The sequence below is a fragment of the Pseudomonas sp. 8(2025) genome (assembly GCF_052665325.1).
The window spans coordinates 140,577-156,106 of record NZ_JBQOIE010000006.1 but is presented as its reverse complement, the minus strand read 5'-3'; the positions used below and the strand labels follow the sequence as shown (position 1 = coordinate 156,106).

12 protein-coding genes are annotated in these 15,530 nt (G+C 62.4%); 7 read left to right on the top strand and 5 right to left on the bottom strand.

Annotated features, from left to right (window positions below; genetic code table 11):
* The first annotated feature begins 170 nt into the window (after positions 1–170).
* Together ACUXVH_RS14015 and ACUXVH_RS14010 are read left to right on the top strand one after the other, a co-directional pair.
* Positions 171–1,874 carry an AMP-binding protein gene (locus tag ACUXVH_RS14015; protein ID WP_065363226.1) on the top strand — a complete coding sequence of 568 codons (1,704 nt, stop codon included), beginning with the start codon at positions 171–173 and terminating at the stop codon, positions 1,872–1,874.
* 6 nt (positions 1,875–1,880) lie between these two features.
* Positions 1,881–2,102, top strand: a complete 222-nt coding sequence (locus ACUXVH_RS14010) for a hypothetical protein (RefSeq protein WP_125062762.1) — start codon at positions 1,881–1,883, stop codon at positions 2,100–2,102.
* 383 nt (positions 2,103–2,485) lie between these two features.
* Here ACUXVH_RS14010 and ACUXVH_RS14005 read toward each other — a convergent pair whose 3' ends face one another.
* From ACUXVH_RS14005 to ACUXVH_RS13995, 3 genes are all read right to left on the bottom strand, one after another.
* Entirely contained in the window at positions 2,486–3,385 is a 900-nt protein-coding gene (locus ACUXVH_RS14005) for a hydroxymethylglutaryl-CoA lyase (protein WP_445495142.1), read from the bottom strand.
* Positions 3,386–3,447: 62 nt separating this feature from the next.
* Positions 3,448–3,852: a MerR family transcriptional regulator gene (locus tag ACUXVH_RS14000; RefSeq protein ID WP_011062220.1), complete on the bottom strand. Its 405-nt coding sequence runs from the start codon at positions 3,850–3,852 to the stop codon at positions 3,448–3,450.
* A 125-nt stretch (positions 3,853–3,977) separates the two neighbouring features.
* Positions 3,978–4,913, bottom strand: coding sequence for a LysR family transcriptional regulator (locus tag ACUXVH_RS13995; protein ID WP_011062219.1), 936 nt, complete (start codon positions 4,911–4,913; stop codon positions 3,978–3,980).
* 179 nt (positions 4,914–5,092) lie between these two features.
* On the opposite strand from ACUXVH_RS13995, the gene ACUXVH_RS13990 reads away from it, so the two are divergent.
* Positions 5,093–6,322 (top strand): acyl-CoA dehydrogenase, encoded by a 1,230-nt coding sequence (locus ACUXVH_RS13990; protein ID WP_011062218.1) that lies wholly within the window; start codon positions 5,093–5,095, stop codon positions 6,320–6,322.
* Positions 6,323–6,364: 42 nt separating this feature from the next.
* Here the strand turns inward: ACUXVH_RS13990 and ACUXVH_RS13985 are convergent, their stop codons facing one another.
* Positions 6,365–7,747, bottom strand: coding sequence for a substrate-binding domain-containing protein (locus tag ACUXVH_RS13985; protein WP_019092828.1), 1,383 nt, complete (start codon positions 7,745–7,747; stop codon positions 6,365–6,367).
* A 294-nt stretch (positions 7,748–8,041) separates the two neighbouring features.
* Between ACUXVH_RS13985 and ACUXVH_RS13980 the strand changes: the two genes are divergently transcribed.
* Positions 8,042–8,374 carry a DUF1508 domain-containing protein gene (locus tag ACUXVH_RS13980; protein ID WP_011062216.1) on the top strand — a complete coding sequence of 111 codons (333 nt, stop codon included), beginning with the start codon at positions 8,042–8,044 and terminating at the stop codon, positions 8,372–8,374.
* A gap of 48 nt (positions 8,375–8,422) precedes the next feature.
* Here ACUXVH_RS13980 and xthA read toward each other — a convergent pair whose 3' ends face one another.
* Positions 8,423–9,235, bottom strand: a complete 813-nt coding sequence (xthA, locus tag ACUXVH_RS13975; RefSeq protein WP_011062215.1) for an exodeoxyribonuclease III — start codon at positions 9,233–9,235, stop codon at positions 8,423–8,425.
* Positions 9,236–9,411: 176 nt separating this feature from the next.
* On the opposite strand from xthA, the gene ACUXVH_RS13970 reads away from it, so the two are divergent.
* The 3 genes from ACUXVH_RS13970 (at position 9,412) to ACUXVH_RS13960 (ending at position 15,529) form a co-directional block, all read left to right on the top strand.
* A complete protein-coding gene (locus ACUXVH_RS13970; protein ID WP_011062214.1) occupies positions 9,412–10,062 on the top strand; it encodes a GNAT family N-acetyltransferase in 651 nt (216 codons plus the stop codon).
* Positions 10,063–10,127: 65 nt separating this feature from the next.
* On the top strand, positions 10,128–11,855 hold the full coding sequence (locus ACUXVH_RS13965; RefSeq protein ID WP_065363227.1) for an autotransporter assembly complex protein TamA: 1,728 nt from the start codon (positions 10,128–10,130) through the stop codon (positions 11,853–11,855).
* Positions 11,852–15,529 carry a translocation/assembly module TamB domain-containing protein gene (locus tag ACUXVH_RS13960; RefSeq protein WP_445495136.1) on the top strand — a complete coding sequence of 1,226 codons (3,678 nt, stop codon included), beginning with the start codon at positions 11,852–11,854 and terminating at the stop codon, positions 15,527–15,529. Before ACUXVH_RS13965 ends, ACUXVH_RS13960 begins: the two co-directional genes overlap by 4 nt.
* Position 15,530: the final 1 nt, after the last annotated feature.

Genomic DNA, 15,530 nt, shown 5'->3' with positions numbered 1-15,530 from the left:
CCTGGCTCTCACCTTTACGTTAACGTAAACCTGCGACCGGTGACTGTCAATCGCCCTTTACGTAAACGTCAACTTGCGCCAGAGTAGCGAGGCTTTCGATTGGAGCCAGGCTGTTTTGCACCTTTCGCCTGGCTCCTGCACACCCACTAATAAAGACAATAGGGGTCGTCATGGAACACTCGGGTTTCCAGCCGGATCGCAGTTACACCCGTGGTACGCAAGACCAGCCGCTGCTGGCGTTGACCATCGGCCAGGCTTTCGATAACACCGTCGCCGCCTATCCCCAGGGTGAGGCTCTGGTGGTGCGCCACCAGCAGCTGCGCTACACCTGGCAGCAACTGCGCGAGGCGGTCGACCTGCATGCCCGGGCGCTGCTGGCCCTGGGGCTCAAGACCGGCGATCGCCTGGGGATCTGGGCCCCCAACTGCGCCCAGTGGTGCATCGCCCAGTTCGCCAGCGCCAAGATCGGCGCGATTCTGGTGAACATCAATCCGGCCTACCGCAGTTCCGAGCTGGAGTATGTGCTCAGGCAGTCCGGCTGCCAGTGGCTGATCTGCGCCGGAGCCTTCAAGACGTCCGATTACCACGGCATGCTTCAGGGCCTGGTGCCCGAGCTGGCGGAACAGTCCATCGGCCAATTGCACAGCGAGCGGTTACCCGAGCTGCGCGGGGTGATCAGCCTGGATGCGCAGCCGCCGTCGGGTTTCCTGCCCTGGTCGCAGCTATCGGCGCTGGGGGCGGGGGCCACGGCCGAGCAGTTGCAGGCGCGCCAGGACAGCCTGGATTTCGACCAGCCGGTGAATATCCAGTACACCTCCGGCACCACCGGTTTCCCCAAGGGCGCGACCCTGAGCCACTACAACATCCTCAACAACGGTTACATGGTGGGGGAGAGCCTGGGCCTGACTGCTGCCGACCGGCTGGTGATCCCGGTGCCGCTGTACCACTGCTTCGGCATGGTCATGGGCAACCTGGGGTGCATCACCCACGGCACCACCATGATCTATCCCAATGACGCCTTTGACCCGCTGCTGACCTTGACTGCGGTGGCCGAAGAGCGCGCCACCGGCCTGTACGGCGTACCCACGATGTTTATCGCTGTGCTCGATCAGCCCCGACGCAGCGAGTTCGACCTGTCGAGCCTGCGGACCGGGATCATGGCCGGGGCCACCTGCCCGATCGAGGTGATGCGCCGGGTGATCAGCGAAATGCACATGAGCGAAGTGCAGATCGCCTACGGCATGACCGAAACCAGCCCGGTGTCGCTGCAGACCGGGCCGGACGACGACCTGGAACTGCGGGTGACCACCGTGGGCCGGACCCAGCCGCATCTGGAGAGCAAGATCATCGACGAGGCCGGCAATGTGGTGCCCCGCGGCACCATCGGTGAGCTGTGCACCCGGGGCTACAGCGTCATGCTCGGTTACTGGAACAACCCTGAGGGCACCCGCGAGTCCATCGATCAGGCCGGCTGGATGCATACCGGTGACCTGGCCACCATGAACCAGCAGGGGTACGTGTGCATTGCCGGGCGCAACAAGGACATGATCATTCGCGGTGGCGAGAACATTTATCCGCGAGAGCTGGAAGAGTTCTTCTTCACCCATCCTGCGGTGGCCGATGTGCAGGTAATCGGCATCCCCTGCGACAGGTACGGCGAGGAGATCGTCGCCTGGATCAAGTTCCACCCCGGCCATTCGGCCAATGAGCTGGAGCTGCAGACCTGGTGCAAGGAGCGTATCGCGCACTTCAAGACGCCGCGTTACTTCAAGTTCGTTGAAGAGTTTCCCATGACCGTGACCGGTAAGATCCAGAAGTTCCGCATGCGCGAAATCAGCATCGAGGAGCTGCGTGAGCGCATGAGCAAGGGGTGAACCCGGATGGAGCGTGCATCGGCGCCGGTGCACGCTTTATGGGCAGCAAAGAGGGATCGCAGAAAGCACAAAGGGGAGCCGAAGCTCCCCTTTAATTTTGTCGTTGCGTGCTCTTTTTTTATTATTGAGGGGCGGTCTATTGTTGTTTTTGGCAACCGTTGCCCTTTACTGCTGTTTTTGGCGATCCCCATCCGGGATCAAGAGCAAACGTATTTTTTTGAGCGCTGATTCAATGTGTCGCCAGGGCGATCCAACCAGTTCGGGAGCTACCTCAGGGTAGTTTTATTGTTCTCTGACCGGTTGCGGGTGGCTCTTGCAAGCCCTCCTGCACAGTGCATCCTCTCCAAAAAAATCTGTTAGCTGCGTCTCTGCCGTGTTGTTTTTGTTATCTCAGAGTCGTTACGTCTTATTTTTATTAGGTTTGCTGCTTTTTATTCTTGTTATGCCATAGAGATAGCAGAAGCCGTGCCAACTTTTTAAAGTCCTTTAAAATCAATGGTTTGATAATTTTGTAGGACAATCTGTACCGCAACAAATTCGACAAACTGTTTCCGTGTTACTCGTTCCCGCCCCAGATCGGAGTGGCCGGTAACACCCGGCCGCACAATGCCTCAGCTGGCGTTACGCGCCTTGGCCACGCGGGAGCCGGTGGGGCGCCCCAGCACGTTGCAGATCTGCCGGCCGGCGTCGATCAGGCTGTCCATGTCGATACCGGTATGGATGCCCAGGCCATTGAGCAGGTAGAGCACGTCTTCGGTGGCGACGTTTCCGCTGGCGCCCTTGGCATAGGGGCAGCCGCCGAGGCCGGCGATGGAGCTGTCGAACACCGCGATGCCTTCCAGCAGGCTGGCGTAGACATTGGCCAGGGCCTGGCCGTAGGTGTCGTGGAAGTGCCCGGCGAGTTTTTCCCGTGGTACCTGGGCGCCTACCACCTCGAACATGCGCCGGGTGGCACCGGCGGTGCCGGTACCAATGGTGTCGCCCAGAGAGACCTCGTAACAGCCCATGTCATGCAGTTCACGGGCGACCATGGCCACCTGTTCCGGGGCCACTTCACCTTCATAAGGGCAGCCCAGCACGCACGACACGTAACCGCGCACGCTGATGCCGTGCTGCTTGGCGGCGTCCATGATCGGCACGAAGCGTTCCAGGCTTTCGCTGATGGAGCAGTTGATGTTGCGCTGGGAGAAGGCTTGCGAGGCCGCGGCGAACACCGCCACTTCCTTGACCCCAGCCGCCAGGGCATCTTCGAAACCCCGCAGGTTGGGCGCCAGTGCGCCATAGACAACCCCGGGCTTGCGCTGGATACGGGCGAAGACCTCGGCTGAACCGGCCATCTGCGGCACCCATTTGGGTGACACGAAACTGCCGACTTCTATGTAGCCCAGGCCGGCGGCGGTGAGGGCATCCACCAATTGCACCTTGTCTTCGACGCTGATGGGCTGGGCTTCGTTCTGCAGGCCGTCGCGGGGGCCGACTTCGATCAGGCGTACATGGCTGGGGAGTGACATAGAGGTTCACCTTCTTATAGGGAGTGGCGGATACCGGCGTCCGGGCGCAGGTGTGCCGATGATTATCGGGCGGTGCTTTTCTGGTTCAGGATGGTCTGTTCCAGCGCCTGGGTGCAGCGCTCTTCGGCGGTGTCCAGTTCCAGCTTCATCTGTTCGATGTCGAGCAGTTGCTGTTCGAGCTGTTCGCGACGCTCGGCGATTTTCGCCAGCATGCTGTGCAGCTGCTTCAGGTTGCCGCTGCTCGGGTCGTAGAGCTCGATCAGTTCGCGGCACTCGGCCAGGGAAAAGCCGATGCGCTTGCCCCGCAGGATAAGTTTCAGGCTGACCTTGTCCCGGGGCGAATAGATGCGCTCCTGGCCACGGCGTTCGGGAGCCAGCAGGCCCTGCTCTTCATAGAAGCGGATGGCCCGGGTGGTGATGTCGAGCTCGCGGGCGAGGTCGGAAATGCTGTAGGTCTGGCTGCTCATGGAGGCGCTCAAGAGGGGGCTTGGCGCTAAGCTAAAGGCAGGTTGACGTATACGTCAAGCAGTCCGAGCCGATCCCGTTCGCCGGCAAGCCGGCTCCTGCAGTGAGGGCTTGCCGGCGAAAGGGCTCAGGCGGTCTGCTGGTCGAGCTTCTTTTCGTAGGCCGTGACCTGCTGGCAGAGCTCGATCATCTGCTCGCGCATCCAGCGGTTGGCCGGGTCCTGGTCGGTGCTCTCATGCCAGTACAGGTGGGTTTCCACCGGCGGGACATCATTGACCGGCAGGTTGAACGCGTGCAGTTCATGGCGACGGGCAAAGCGCTCCGGTACGGTCATCACCATGTCGGTCTGCTGCAGCACCTGGGAAGCCATCAGGTAGTGCTGGGAGCGCAGGGCGATCTTGCGCTGGATACCCATCTTGCCCAGGGCCAGGTCGACATGCCCGAGGCCGCTGCGGCGGCTGGAGATATGGATGTGGGTCAGGGACAGGTAATCGTCCAGGCTGAATTTTTCCTTGCCCGCCAGCGGGTGGCCCTTGCGCATGGCGCACACATAGCGGTCTTCCATCAGCTTGACGTGACGCACCTGGGGGTCGGTATTGAGCGGTGCGTCGACGGCAAAGTCCAGGCGCCCGGCTGCCAGCTCCTTGGTGGTTTCCCGGCGCTTGGAGAGAAAGCTTTCGATGATCACCGCCGGCGCCAGGCGCCGCAGGCGCTGGAACAGTGGTGGCAGGATCACCGCTTCGGTGAGGTCGGTCATGCTGATGCGGTAGGTCTTGACCGCTTGCAGGGGGTTGAAAATGCGACTTTCCTGGACCGAAACCCGCAGCAGCGACAGGGCATTGCGCACCGGCCCGATGATGTTCTGCGCCATGGGCGTGGGCACCATGCCCTGGGCGGTACGCACGAAGAGCGGGTCGTTGAAGGTCTCGCGCAGGCGTGCCAGGGCGTTGGATACCGCCGGTTGGGTGATGCCGACGATCTGCCCTGCGCGGGTCAGGTTGGCTTCGGTGTAGATCGCATCGAAAACGATGAAGAGGTTGAGATCGACCTTGCTCAGATTCATTGCGCTGCACTCTTATTGTTAGGGCCTGTGGGAGGGCTCGGAAGCCTGTCGGATCAGCCGATCATATATCGGTGATGAATGTTAATACACGCCGAGAATAGGCTAGGTAAATTTTCGTAGCTGATCTAGCATCGATTTCAGTCCTCCAACACCCGATCGTCACAAAGGTAGAGCTGCCCATGGAATTCGCCTATTCCCCCAAGGTTCAGGAACTGCGTGAGCGTGTCACCGCGTTCATGGATGCCTATGTTTATCCGGCTGAAGCGGTCTTCGAGCGTCAGGTTGCCGAAGGCGATCGCTGGCAGCCGACCGCCATCATGGAAGAGCTGAAACTCAAGGCCAAGGAGGCCGGGCTATGGAATTTGTTTCTGCCTGAGTCGGAGTTGGGGGCAGGCCTGACCAACCTTGAGTACGCGCCGCTGGCGGAAATCATGGGGCGGTCGTTGTTGGGCCCGGAGCCCTTCAACTGCTCGGCACCGGATACCGGCAACATGGAAGTGCTGGTGCGCTACGCCAACGAAGAGCAGAAACAGCGCTGGCTGGAGCCATTGCTGCGCGGCGAGATCCGTTCCGCGTTCGCCATGACCGAGCCGGACGTGGCGTCCTCCGATGCCACCAACATGGCGGCCCGTGCGGTACGCGACGGCGACCAGTGGCTGATCAACGGCAAGAAATGGTGGACCTCGGGCGCCTGCGACCCACGCTGCAAGATCCTGATCTTCATGGGCCTGAGCAACCCGGATGCGCCGCGTCACCAGCAGCACTCGATGATCCTGGTGCCGGTGGATACCCCCGGGGTGAAGATTGTTCGCCCGTTGCCGGTGTTCGGCTACGACGACGCACCCCATGGCCACGCCGAAGTGCTGTTCGACAATGTCCGGGTGCCCTACGAGAACGTGCTGCTGGGTGAGGGCCGTGGTTTCGAGATTGCCCAGGGCCGCCTTGGCCCGGGCCGGATCCACCACTGCATGCGTTCCATCGGCATGGCGGAGCGGGCGCTGGAACTGATGTGCAAGCGTTCGGTGAACCGTACTGCCTTTGGCAAGCCGCTGGCGCGCCTGGGGGGCAACATCGACAAGATCGCCGACTCGCGGATGGAGATCGACATGGCCCGGCTGCTGACGCTGAAGGCCGCGTACATGATGGACACCGTGGGCAACAAGGTGGCCAAGAGCGAGATTGCCCAGATCAAGGTCGTGGCGCCGAACGTGGCCCTGCGGGTGATCGACCGGGCGATCCAGATCCACGGCGGGGCCGGGGTCTCCAACGACTTCCCGCTGGCCTACATGTATGCGATGCAGCGTACCTTGCGCCTGGCCGACGGCCCGGATGAGGTGCACCGCGCGGCGATCGGCAAGTATGAAATCGGCAAGTATGTACCCAAGGAGCTGATGCGCAGCGGGCATTGAGGGCGATGCGGCCGGCCTGTCGAAAGGCCGGCCGCTGTGAGTTCAGTACACCCAGACCTCCACGCGGCGGTTCTTGATCCGCCCTTCGTCGGCACTGTTGGCCGCTACCGGCAACTCGGCGCCAAAGCCGCGAATCTCGCGAAACACCACGCCGCTCTTCACCAGTTCCCGGCGTACCGCCATGGCCCGCAGTTTGGACAGCAGGGCCGCGCGGGCCGGATCGTTCTTGGCGTCACCGAAGCCGGCCAGGGTCACCTGGCGGTTCATCTTGCCGTGCTGGCGCAGGTAATCCAGTACCCGATTGAGGTCCTGGCGGGCCTTGTTGTCCAGGCTGGCGCTGCCTTCCTCAAAACGAAAGTTGACCGTCAGGCGCTGCGCCTGGCGGGTGAGCGCCTGATAAGCCTCCGGCATCTGCGGGCCGGGAGCGACGCGCATGGCCTGCACGGTCTGGGCGATAAAGCCGTTGGCGGCGACGATGGCCTGGCCCTTGCTGCCCTGGGCAAAGCTCACCAGGGCATCGGCCCAGGGGTTCTGCCCATTGGGCGGCAGGTACAGGTACAGGCGCCGTGACAGCGGGTAATCCTCGGTGGCGATCAGGCTGTTGAGCGGCAGCATCGGCTGTGAGTCGCCGTCGACAATGGCCACCGCCTTGGCCTGGCGCACATAGGGCAGGCCGATGAAACCTATGCCCTGGGGGTCATGGCTGACTGCGTCGGACAACTGCTCGCTGGATTCGAAACGTTTTGCGCCGGGGCCCAGGGTCTTGCCGCGACGGCTGAGTACCAGTTCCTTGAAGGTGTCGTAGGTGCCGGACTGGTCATCCCGGGCATAGAGATGTACCGCGCCGCCAATGCCACCCAGTTCTTCCCAGGTCCTGGCTTCGCCGCTGAACAGCCGGGCCAGTTGCTCGGTGTTCAGTTGGTTCAGCGGGTTGTGCGGATGCAGGATGATTGCCAGCCCGTCGATGGCGATCACCTGTTCGGCGCTGGGGCTTTTCAGGTCCCCCAGGCTTTCAAGGTCCACCAGCTCGCTGTCCTTGATCGGCCGTGAAGCGGCGGCCAGGTCGGCCCGGGCGGTTTTCAGAGCGGCAAAGCCGGTACTCGAACCGTGGGCGGCCACTTCCACCCGCACCGCTCGGCCCTGGGCGGTTTGCCCCACCACCTGTTGTTCATTGTCTTTGCCACTGGCGGTGATCCTGATATCGCGCAGGCCCTGTTCTTCCATCAGGCCCTTGACCAGGGCCGGGCCCAGCCGGGCGCCGATGGTATTGGAGCCTTGGATGCGCAGGACCGGCGCATTGTCCGGGGCTGGGGGCAGGGCGGCGAATACCGACCAGGGCAGGGCGTAGCAAACGAAACCGATCAGAAACAGGCTGATGGTCCGGCACCAGATATCTCGTTCGCTGACGGTGGAAGCGCGGGGCATGGCGGCACTGGCCTTCTATATAGAGGGAGGAGGTAAGTGCTGGGGACATTAAGTCAGGGAGGTGACAGGGATGTGACGGACGGGGCTATTTGCGGAGAAATGGCGAAAGTCCTACATCATAAATAGCTGTTTTCTCTAGATTTTTTGAGATTTGTCCTAAAGACCAACCCCGGAACGGCGCGTAGAGTGGGCAACTTTGTCTGGCGGGGATTGGGGCGACTGCCAACGCGTCATCCCCCGCGGATGCCTCGGCAGTGTTGAGCTGCTATTTCGTAGTGTGCAAAGGAGTTACAAATGAGTGCCTGGTTCGAGCTGAAGCAGTATGGCAGTGGTGCATGCAGATTCTTGCTGAAGACAAAGGAGGCGCAGACCATGCTTCAAAGCGACCGCTACCCTTGCCGGGACAGTGCCGAGGCGGCTCTCGGCCTGTTCCGCGCACACTGCGCTTCCCCGGAACGCTACGTCAAGAAAATTTCGTCGGGCGGCAAACCTTTTTTCAAGCTCAAGTCCGGTAAGGAAGTGATTCTGGTCAGCCACTTGTACGATTCGGAAGCCACCCTCGAGAGCGCCATCAGCGCTATCGCCAGTGCCGGTACCACGGAGCGAGTCGAGCACATACAGCTGTAACCGCAAAAAAAAAGCCCATCGGCAGATGGGCTTTTTTGTGCCTGTCGATCAGCCCAGTTCGAGCCAGATCGGCGCATGGTCCGAAGGTTTTTCCATGCCTCGCAGTTCATAGTCGACCCCAGCGTCCTTGACCCGTGGCAACAACCCCTGGGAAGCCATGATCAGGTCGATGCGCAGGCCGCGCTTGGGCTCATCCTCGAAGCCGCGGCTGCGGTAGTCGAACCAGCTGAAGCGGTCGTTCACCTCGGGGTTCAGGTGACGAAAGCTGTCCACCAGGCCCCAGTTCTTCAGGCGGGCCATCCACTCGCGCTCTTCTGGCAGGAAGCTGCACTTGCCGGTCTTTAGCCAGCGCTTGGCGTTCTCGGCGCCGATGCCAATGTCGCAATCTTCCGGGGAAATGTTTACATCGCCCATCACCACCAGGGGCTGGTCATTGCTGAAACGGCTTTCCAGCAGGTGCTGCAGATCCTGGTAGAAGCGCTCTTTGGCCGGGAATTTGGTGGGATGGTCGCGGCTTTCGCCTTGGGGGAAGTAGCCGTTCATGATGGTCACCGGGGTGCCGTTGGCATCGGCGAAGGTGCCCCAGATAAAGCGCCGCTGGGCGTCTTCGTCGTCACCTTCAAAGCCTTTATGCAGGGCCAACGGTGCCTGGCGCGAGAGCAGGGCTACGCCGTAATGGCCTTTCTGGCCGTGGTAATGCACGTGGTAGCCCAGGGCCTGGATGTCGGCAAGGGGGAACTGTTCGTCGGCGACCTTGGTTTCCTGCAGGCCGATCACGTCCGGCTGGTGTTTGTCGATCAGCGCCGCCAGCTGATGGGGGCGGGCACGCAGCCCGTTGATATTGAACGAGACGATTTTCATGGTCGGCGGTCCTGGCAAAACAGCGATGCTAGCTGACAACGCCCGGGCCGGCCAGCGTGGCGGCGTGGCGGATGCGCTGCTAATGTCCCAGGGGCGCGGGAACGATCAGCGGCGCGCAGGGCTCGTACTAACAAGAACGCGGCCATTTGAGCCGGGTCCAGGGGAGAGTGACCGTCATGCCTGATTCCTCCAATGTCATCGCCGATATTCACCAGCTCGACAGCGGCTATTCCCGCGAAGCGCGGTCGCTGCTGTACCAGGCCTACCGCCATGAGCCGACCTTCGGCTTCATTTTCGAAGCCGATCGCCCCGGCTACGAACAGCGGGTACGAGCCACAGTGCGCGAATTGGTGAAGCAGCATTTTCTTCAGGACCTGCCGGCCATCGGCCTGCTGGTCAATGACCGGCTGATCGGTATCGCCCTGATCGCGCCGCCGCAACGGCGCCTGGGCATCACCGAAAGTTGGGCATGGCGCCTGCGCATGGTGCTCAGCACCGGGTTTCGCTGCACCCAGCGCTATCTGGAGTATCACCAGGCGGTGCAGGCCTGCCTGCCCAATGATGCGGTGCATGTGCTGCCGCTGCTGGGGGTACATCCGCAGTTTCAGGGCCAGCATTTCGGTGAGCAATTGCTGGCGGCGGTGCACAACTGGTGCGCCGTGGACGAGCATTCCCAGGGTGTGGTGCTGGACACCGGCAATCCGCGTTACCTGGAGTTCTACAAGCGCCAGGGCTATGAAGAGATCGGTGAGATTGCGGTGGGGCCGGTGCGTGAGCACGTATTTTTTCACCCCAACCCGCAGCACTTACAAAGAGCAACAGCCTGATATAGAACTTTCCGTGCACCTGAGCGCTCTATCGCCCTCCCAAGCTCGTGATAGCATCCGCGCCTATGAAGTTTCCAGGAAGATTTACCAGCGGCTTTTTGCTGTTGTTCACAAGCTGTGCGGCGCTGGCGCAGAGCGAATTGGATGTCAGGGTCAAGCCCGCCAATGACGAGTTGAAGGCCAATGTGGAGGGTTACATTGGCAGTGTCGGCGATCGCGATGAAGAAGCCTTGCTGCGGTTCAGCCGGGGCGCCGAGGAGCAGGCGAAGAAAGCCGCCCAGGCCCTGGGCTACTACCAACCGCATATCCAGAGTGAGGTGCGCGGCGGTGACAAACCGCGCCTGATGTTGCGGATCGACCCCGGCGAACCGGTGCACCTGCGCAACGTGACAGTCCGGGTCGAAGGTCCGGCGGCCTCCCTCAAGTCGTTTCGCCTTCCCGACGGCGACCAGCTCAAGCCTGGTGCCGTGCTCAATCATGGCCATTACGAAGACGCCAAGCGCCTGATCCAGAACCAGGCTTCGCGCTATGGCTTTTTCAGCGGGCGCTTTACCCAGCAGAAACTGTCGGTGGACCCCCAGGCAGGTGTCGCGGACATCGACCTGGTCTATGACAGCGGCCCGCGCTACGCGCTGGGCAAGGTCAGCTTTAGCGGCGACTCCCTGTTCGATGAAGACCTGTTGCGGCGCATGGTGCCGTTCAAGGCCGGCGCGCCCTATGACTCCGAACTGATTGCCGAACTCAACCAGGCCCTGCAGTCGAGCGGCTACTTCGAGGGCGTGCGGGTGGACGCCGCGCCTACTGCCGCCGAGCACGAGGTGATTCCGGTGGCGGTCCAGCTGGAAACCCGCAAGCCCCGGACCATGGGCCTCGGCCTCGGCTATTCCACCGACGTGGGGCCGCGGGTCAAGGCCAACTGGACCCGGCACTGGGTCAACCCCCAGGGCCACAGTTACGGCTGGGAGGCGGAAGTTTCTGCCCCGCGGCAGAACGTCGGCCTGTGGTACGACATTCCCCTGGACCCGCCTTTGACCGACAAGCTGCGGTTCGCCGGTGGTTACCAGAATGAAGAGATTGCCGGCACCGATACCCTGAGTAAGTTGCTCACCATCGGTCCCGAGTGGCACAGCAAGTTGCCCAGCGGCTGGCAGCGGGTGCTGTCGCTGAAGTATCAGCGAGAGGAATATCGCCTCGGGGACGACTCGGGACTGAGTAATCTGCTGATGCCTGGCCTGACTTATTCCTACCTGCGCAGCGACAATCGCATCGACCCGCATAACGGCTATCGCATTCAGTTCGACACCAAGCTGGCCAAGGAAGGGGTCGGTTCCGACACCAACCTGCTATATGGCACGGTGCTGCTCAAGGGCCTGACCACGGTCTGGGACAACCACCGCTTTCTCGGGCGAGTGCAGTTCGGTGGCAGTGCCACCAATGGCTACAAGTCGATTCCGCCGTCCTTGCGCTTCTTTGCCGGTGGCGACCAGAGCGTTCGGGGCTACGACTATCAGACCCTGTCACCGGAAAACTCCGAAGGCGATCGCATCGGCGGCCGCTACATGGTGGCCGGTAGCGTCGAGTACCAGTATTCGATTGCCGAGAAATGGCGGATCGCGACCTTTGTCGACCAGGGCAACTCTTTCAACAAGCTGGAGCTGCCTAACCTCAAGACCGGGGTGGGCGTCGGCGTACGCTGGGTTTCGCCAGTGGGACCGATCCGGGTCGACCTGGCCCACGCGATGAATGACGACGGCGGTATTCGTTTGCACTTTTCCATGGGGCCAGAGCTTTGAAGCGTGGTTTGAAGATAACGCTGCTGGCGATTGTTGCGCTGGTGATCCTGATCATTCTGGCCGTGGCCAGCGTACTCGGAACCCAGGCTGGCAGCCGCTGGGCCCTGGCGCGAGTGCCGGGGCTGACCCTGGACAATTTCGAGGGCCGCCTTGGCGGGCACTGGAGCGCCGATCATTTGCTCTGGCAACAGGAGGGCAACCGGGTCGAGCTCAACGCCGTGCAGTTCACCTGGTCGCCCGGCTGCCTGCTGCGCATGACCCTGTGCATCGAGCAGTTGGAAGCCGATCAGGTCAGCCTGCTGTTCCCTCCGAGCGGCGAAACCGAAACCAGTTCGGAGCCCATCAGCCTGCCGGAATTGAAGCTGCCGTTGGCCATCGAGTTGGGGCAAGTGCGTGTGGGCAGCCTGCTGTTCAATGGCAGTGAAGAACTCAAGACCCTGCAGCTGGCGGCGCACTGGACTGCCCAAGGCCTGCAGATCGACTCTTTGCACCTAAAGCGCGATGAACTGAGTCTGGACCTTTCCGGGCTGCTGCAACCCAGTGGCGACTGGCCCCTGACCGCCCAGGGCAACCTCGGCTTGCCCGCTCCCGGCGGTGGCCCCTGGTCCCTGGCGTTGAAGGTTGAAGGCGACCTGCTCAAGACTCTGCTGCTCAATGCCGACAGCAGTGGCTACCTGCAAGGGCAATTGAGCGGCCAGTTGCAGCCCCTGGTGGAGAACCTGCCGGCCCAGGTGCGCATCACTGCCGACGGGTTCAAGGCCAGCGCCGATCTGCCGGACACCCTGCAACTGGATCAGCTGGAACTGACTGGCCAGGGCGACCTGAAAAGCGGCTACCAGCTCGCCGGCAAGGCCAGCCTGCCGGCGGAGCAGGGCCCGGTGGCCCTGTTGCTGCAAGGCAAGGTCGACGCCAAGGGCGCACAGATTGCCGCCCTGGACCTGAGCGCCAACGACAAGCAACACCTCAAGCTCAGTGGGCAACTGGACTGGAGCGAAGGTTTCGCCGCCGAGGCCAAGCTGGCCTGGCTGGACTTCCCCTGGCACCGCCTGTATCCGCTGATTGACGAGCCAGCGGTGCGGGTCCGCAGTTTTGATGCCGAAGTGGCTTACCGTGACGGTAACTACCTGGGCAACTTCAAGGGCGACCTGGACGGCCCGGCAGGCGCGTTCAGCCTGAGCAGCCCGTTCAGCGGCGACCTGACGAAAATCTATCTGCCGCAGTTCAAGCTGGCGGCGGGCCAGGGCAAGGCCGAGGGCCACCTGAACCTGCAGTTCGCCGACGGCATTGCCTGGGATACCGCCCTGGATCTGTCGGCCATCAACCCCGCGTACTGGGTGGCGGAGCTGCCCGGAACCCTGGCCGGCCCCCTGCGCAGCCAGGGCGAAATGAAGAACCAGCAACTCAAGCTCAATGCCAACCTCGACCTCAAGGGACGCTTGCGCGGACAGCCGGCGGTTCTCCAGGCCAAGGCCGACGGAGCGGGCGAGCAATGGACCCTGGGCGCGCTGGACATCCGCCTGGGAGACAACCGGATCAACGGCTCCGGCAGCCTGCAACAGAAGATCGCCGGCCAGCTGGAGATCAAGATGCCGCGCCTGGGTCAGCTCTGGCCCGAGTTGCGTGGGCAGCTCAACGGTCGGCTGGACCTGGCCGGCACCCTCAAGGCGCCACAGGGCAAGCTGGACCTGGCCGGGCAGCAACTGGCCTTTGCCGAAAACCGCCTGCAGAACCTCAAGTTGGACGCCACTCTGGATGGTGCGCAAAAGGCCCAGGTGGACCTCAAGGGCAGCGGGATTCAACTGGGCGACACGCAGTTGGGGACCCTGACCCTGGCCGGCCAGGGCGACATCAAGAAACAGAAACTGCAACTGGACCTGCAAGGGCCGCTGTTGAAACTGGCCCTGGGCCTGGATGGCGTCCTGGACCAGGGCAACTGGCGCGGGCGCCTGGCCAGCGGTGATGTACAGACCGGCGGCCAGGACTGGAAGCTGCAGAACCCGGCCCGGCTTGAGCGGCTGGCCAACGGCACGCTGAACTTCGCTGCCCACTGCTGGGCCAGCGGCGATGCCAGCCTGTGCGGTGAAGACCAGCGGCTGATGCCGGACCCGAAACTGCGTTATCACCTCAAGCGTTTTCCCCTCGACAGCCTGGCGCAGTGGCTGCCCAAGGATTTCGCCTGGAAGGGCATGCTCAATGCCGATGTGCAACTGGACTTGCCGGCCAGCGGGCCCCAGGGCCAGATCATGCTGGACGCCAGCGGCGGCACCTTGCGGGTCAAGGAAAAGGACCAGTGGCTGGATTTCCCCTATCAGGCGTTGAAGCTCAATACCCGACTCACCCCGCGGCGCATCGACACGCAGTTGCAGTTCGACGGCGGCAAACTGGGTGAGCTGATGCTCCAGGCGCAGATCAATCCTTTGCCGAAAAGCAAACCGCTGTCCGGTGATTTCCGCCTCAGTGGGCTGGATCTGTCCGTGGCGCGGCCGTTCGTGCCCATGGTGGAAAAGCTCAGCGGCAGCCTCAATGGCAGCGGTCGTTTGTCTGGCGGCCTGCTGGCGCCTCAGGTCAACGGCAACGTGCAGTTGTCCGGGGGCGAGGTGTCCGGCTCCGAGTTGCCCATCAGCCTTGAAGACCTGCAACTGAGCGCGCAGATCGCTGGCGAGAGCGTGCAGCTCAACGGCGGCTGGAAAAGCGGCAAGGCCGGGCAGGGCAGCCTCAATGGCAACATCGCTTGGGGCCGGGCGCTATTGGTGGACCTGAGCCTCAAGGGCACCCAACTGCCGGTGACGGTGGAGCCCTATGCAGCGCTGGAGGTGGCGCCGGACCTGAAGATCTCGCTGCAGGAAGAAAAGCTGGCGATTGCCGGCAAGGTGCTGATCCCCAAGGGCCAGATCACCGTGCGCGAATTGCCGCCTTCGACGGTCAAGGTCTCCGACGACACGGTGATCGTCGGCCAGCAGACCGACGACGGCAAAAAGCCCATGGCCATGGCTATGAACATCGATGTGGAGGTGGGCCAGGACAAGCTGGCCTTCAGCGGTTTCGGCCTGACTGCCAACCTGCAGGGGCACGTGCACATTGGTGACAACATGGATACCCGCGGTGAGCTGTGGCTCAACGACGGCCGCTATCGGGCCTACGGCCAGCGCTTGACCGTGCGTCGTGCGCGGCTGCTGTTTGCCGGCCCCATCGACCAGCCTTACCTGGACATCGAGGCCGTGCGCCAGACTGACGACGTGATTGCCGGCATCCGCCTGAGCGGCAGCGCCGAGCAACCGGCGACGCAGATCTTTTCGGAGCCGGCCATGAGCCAGGAACAGGCGCTGTCCTATCTGGTCCTGGGGCGCCCGCTGACGTCCACCGGTGAAGACAACAACATGCTGGCCCAGGCGGCTCTCGGGCTGGGGCTGATGGGCAGCTCGGAACTGACTGGCGGCATTGCCAAGAACCTGGGCATTCAGGACTTCCAACTCGATACCCAGGGCAGCGGCAACAACACCAGCGTGGTGGCCAGCGGCGCCATTTCCGAAAGGCTCAGCCTGCGCTATGGCGTCGGGGTCTTTGAGCCGGCCAGTACCATCGCTCTGCGTTACAAGCTGAGCAAGAAGGTCTATCTGGAAGCGGCGAGCGGTTTCGCCAGCTCCCTGGATATCTTTTACAAGCGCGATTTCTGAG

Coding starts and splice junctions, on each gene's coding strand:
- ACUXVH_RS14015 (WP_065363226.1), top strand. CDS start 171: ATGGAACACTCGGGTTTCCAGCCGGATCGCAGTTACACCCGTGGTACG.
- ACUXVH_RS14010 (WP_125062762.1), top strand. CDS start 1,881: ATGGAGCGTGCATCGGCGCCGGTGCACGCTTTATGGGCAGCAAAGAGG.
- ACUXVH_RS14005 (WP_445495142.1), bottom strand. CDS start 3,385: ATGTCACTCCCCAGCCATGTACGCCTGATCGAAGTCGGCCCCCGCGAC.
- ACUXVH_RS14000 (WP_011062220.1), bottom strand. CDS start 3,852: ATGAGCAGCCAGACCTACAGCATTTCCGACCTCGCCCGCGAGCTCGAC.
- ACUXVH_RS13995 (WP_011062219.1), bottom strand. CDS start 4,913: ATGAATCTGAGCAAGGTCGATCTCAACCTCTTCATCGTTTTCGATGCG.
- ACUXVH_RS13990 (WP_011062218.1), top strand. CDS start 5,093: ATGGAATTCGCCTATTCCCCCAAGGTTCAGGAACTGCGTGAGCGTGTC.
- ACUXVH_RS13985 (WP_019092828.1), bottom strand. CDS start 7,747: ATGCCCCGCGCTTCCACCGTCAGCGAACGAGATATCTGGTGCCGGACC.
- ACUXVH_RS13980 (WP_011062216.1), top strand. CDS start 8,042: ATGAGTGCCTGGTTCGAGCTGAAGCAGTATGGCAGTGGTGCATGCAGA.
- xthA (WP_011062215.1), bottom strand. CDS start 9,235: ATGAAAATCGTCTCGTTCAATATCAACGGGCTGCGTGCCCGCCCCCAT.
- ACUXVH_RS13970 (WP_011062214.1), top strand. CDS start 9,412: ATGCCTGATTCCTCCAATGTCATCGCCGATATTCACCAGCTCGACAGC.
- ACUXVH_RS13965 (WP_065363227.1), top strand. CDS start 10,128: ATGAAGTTTCCAGGAAGATTTACCAGCGGCTTTTTGCTGTTGTTCACA.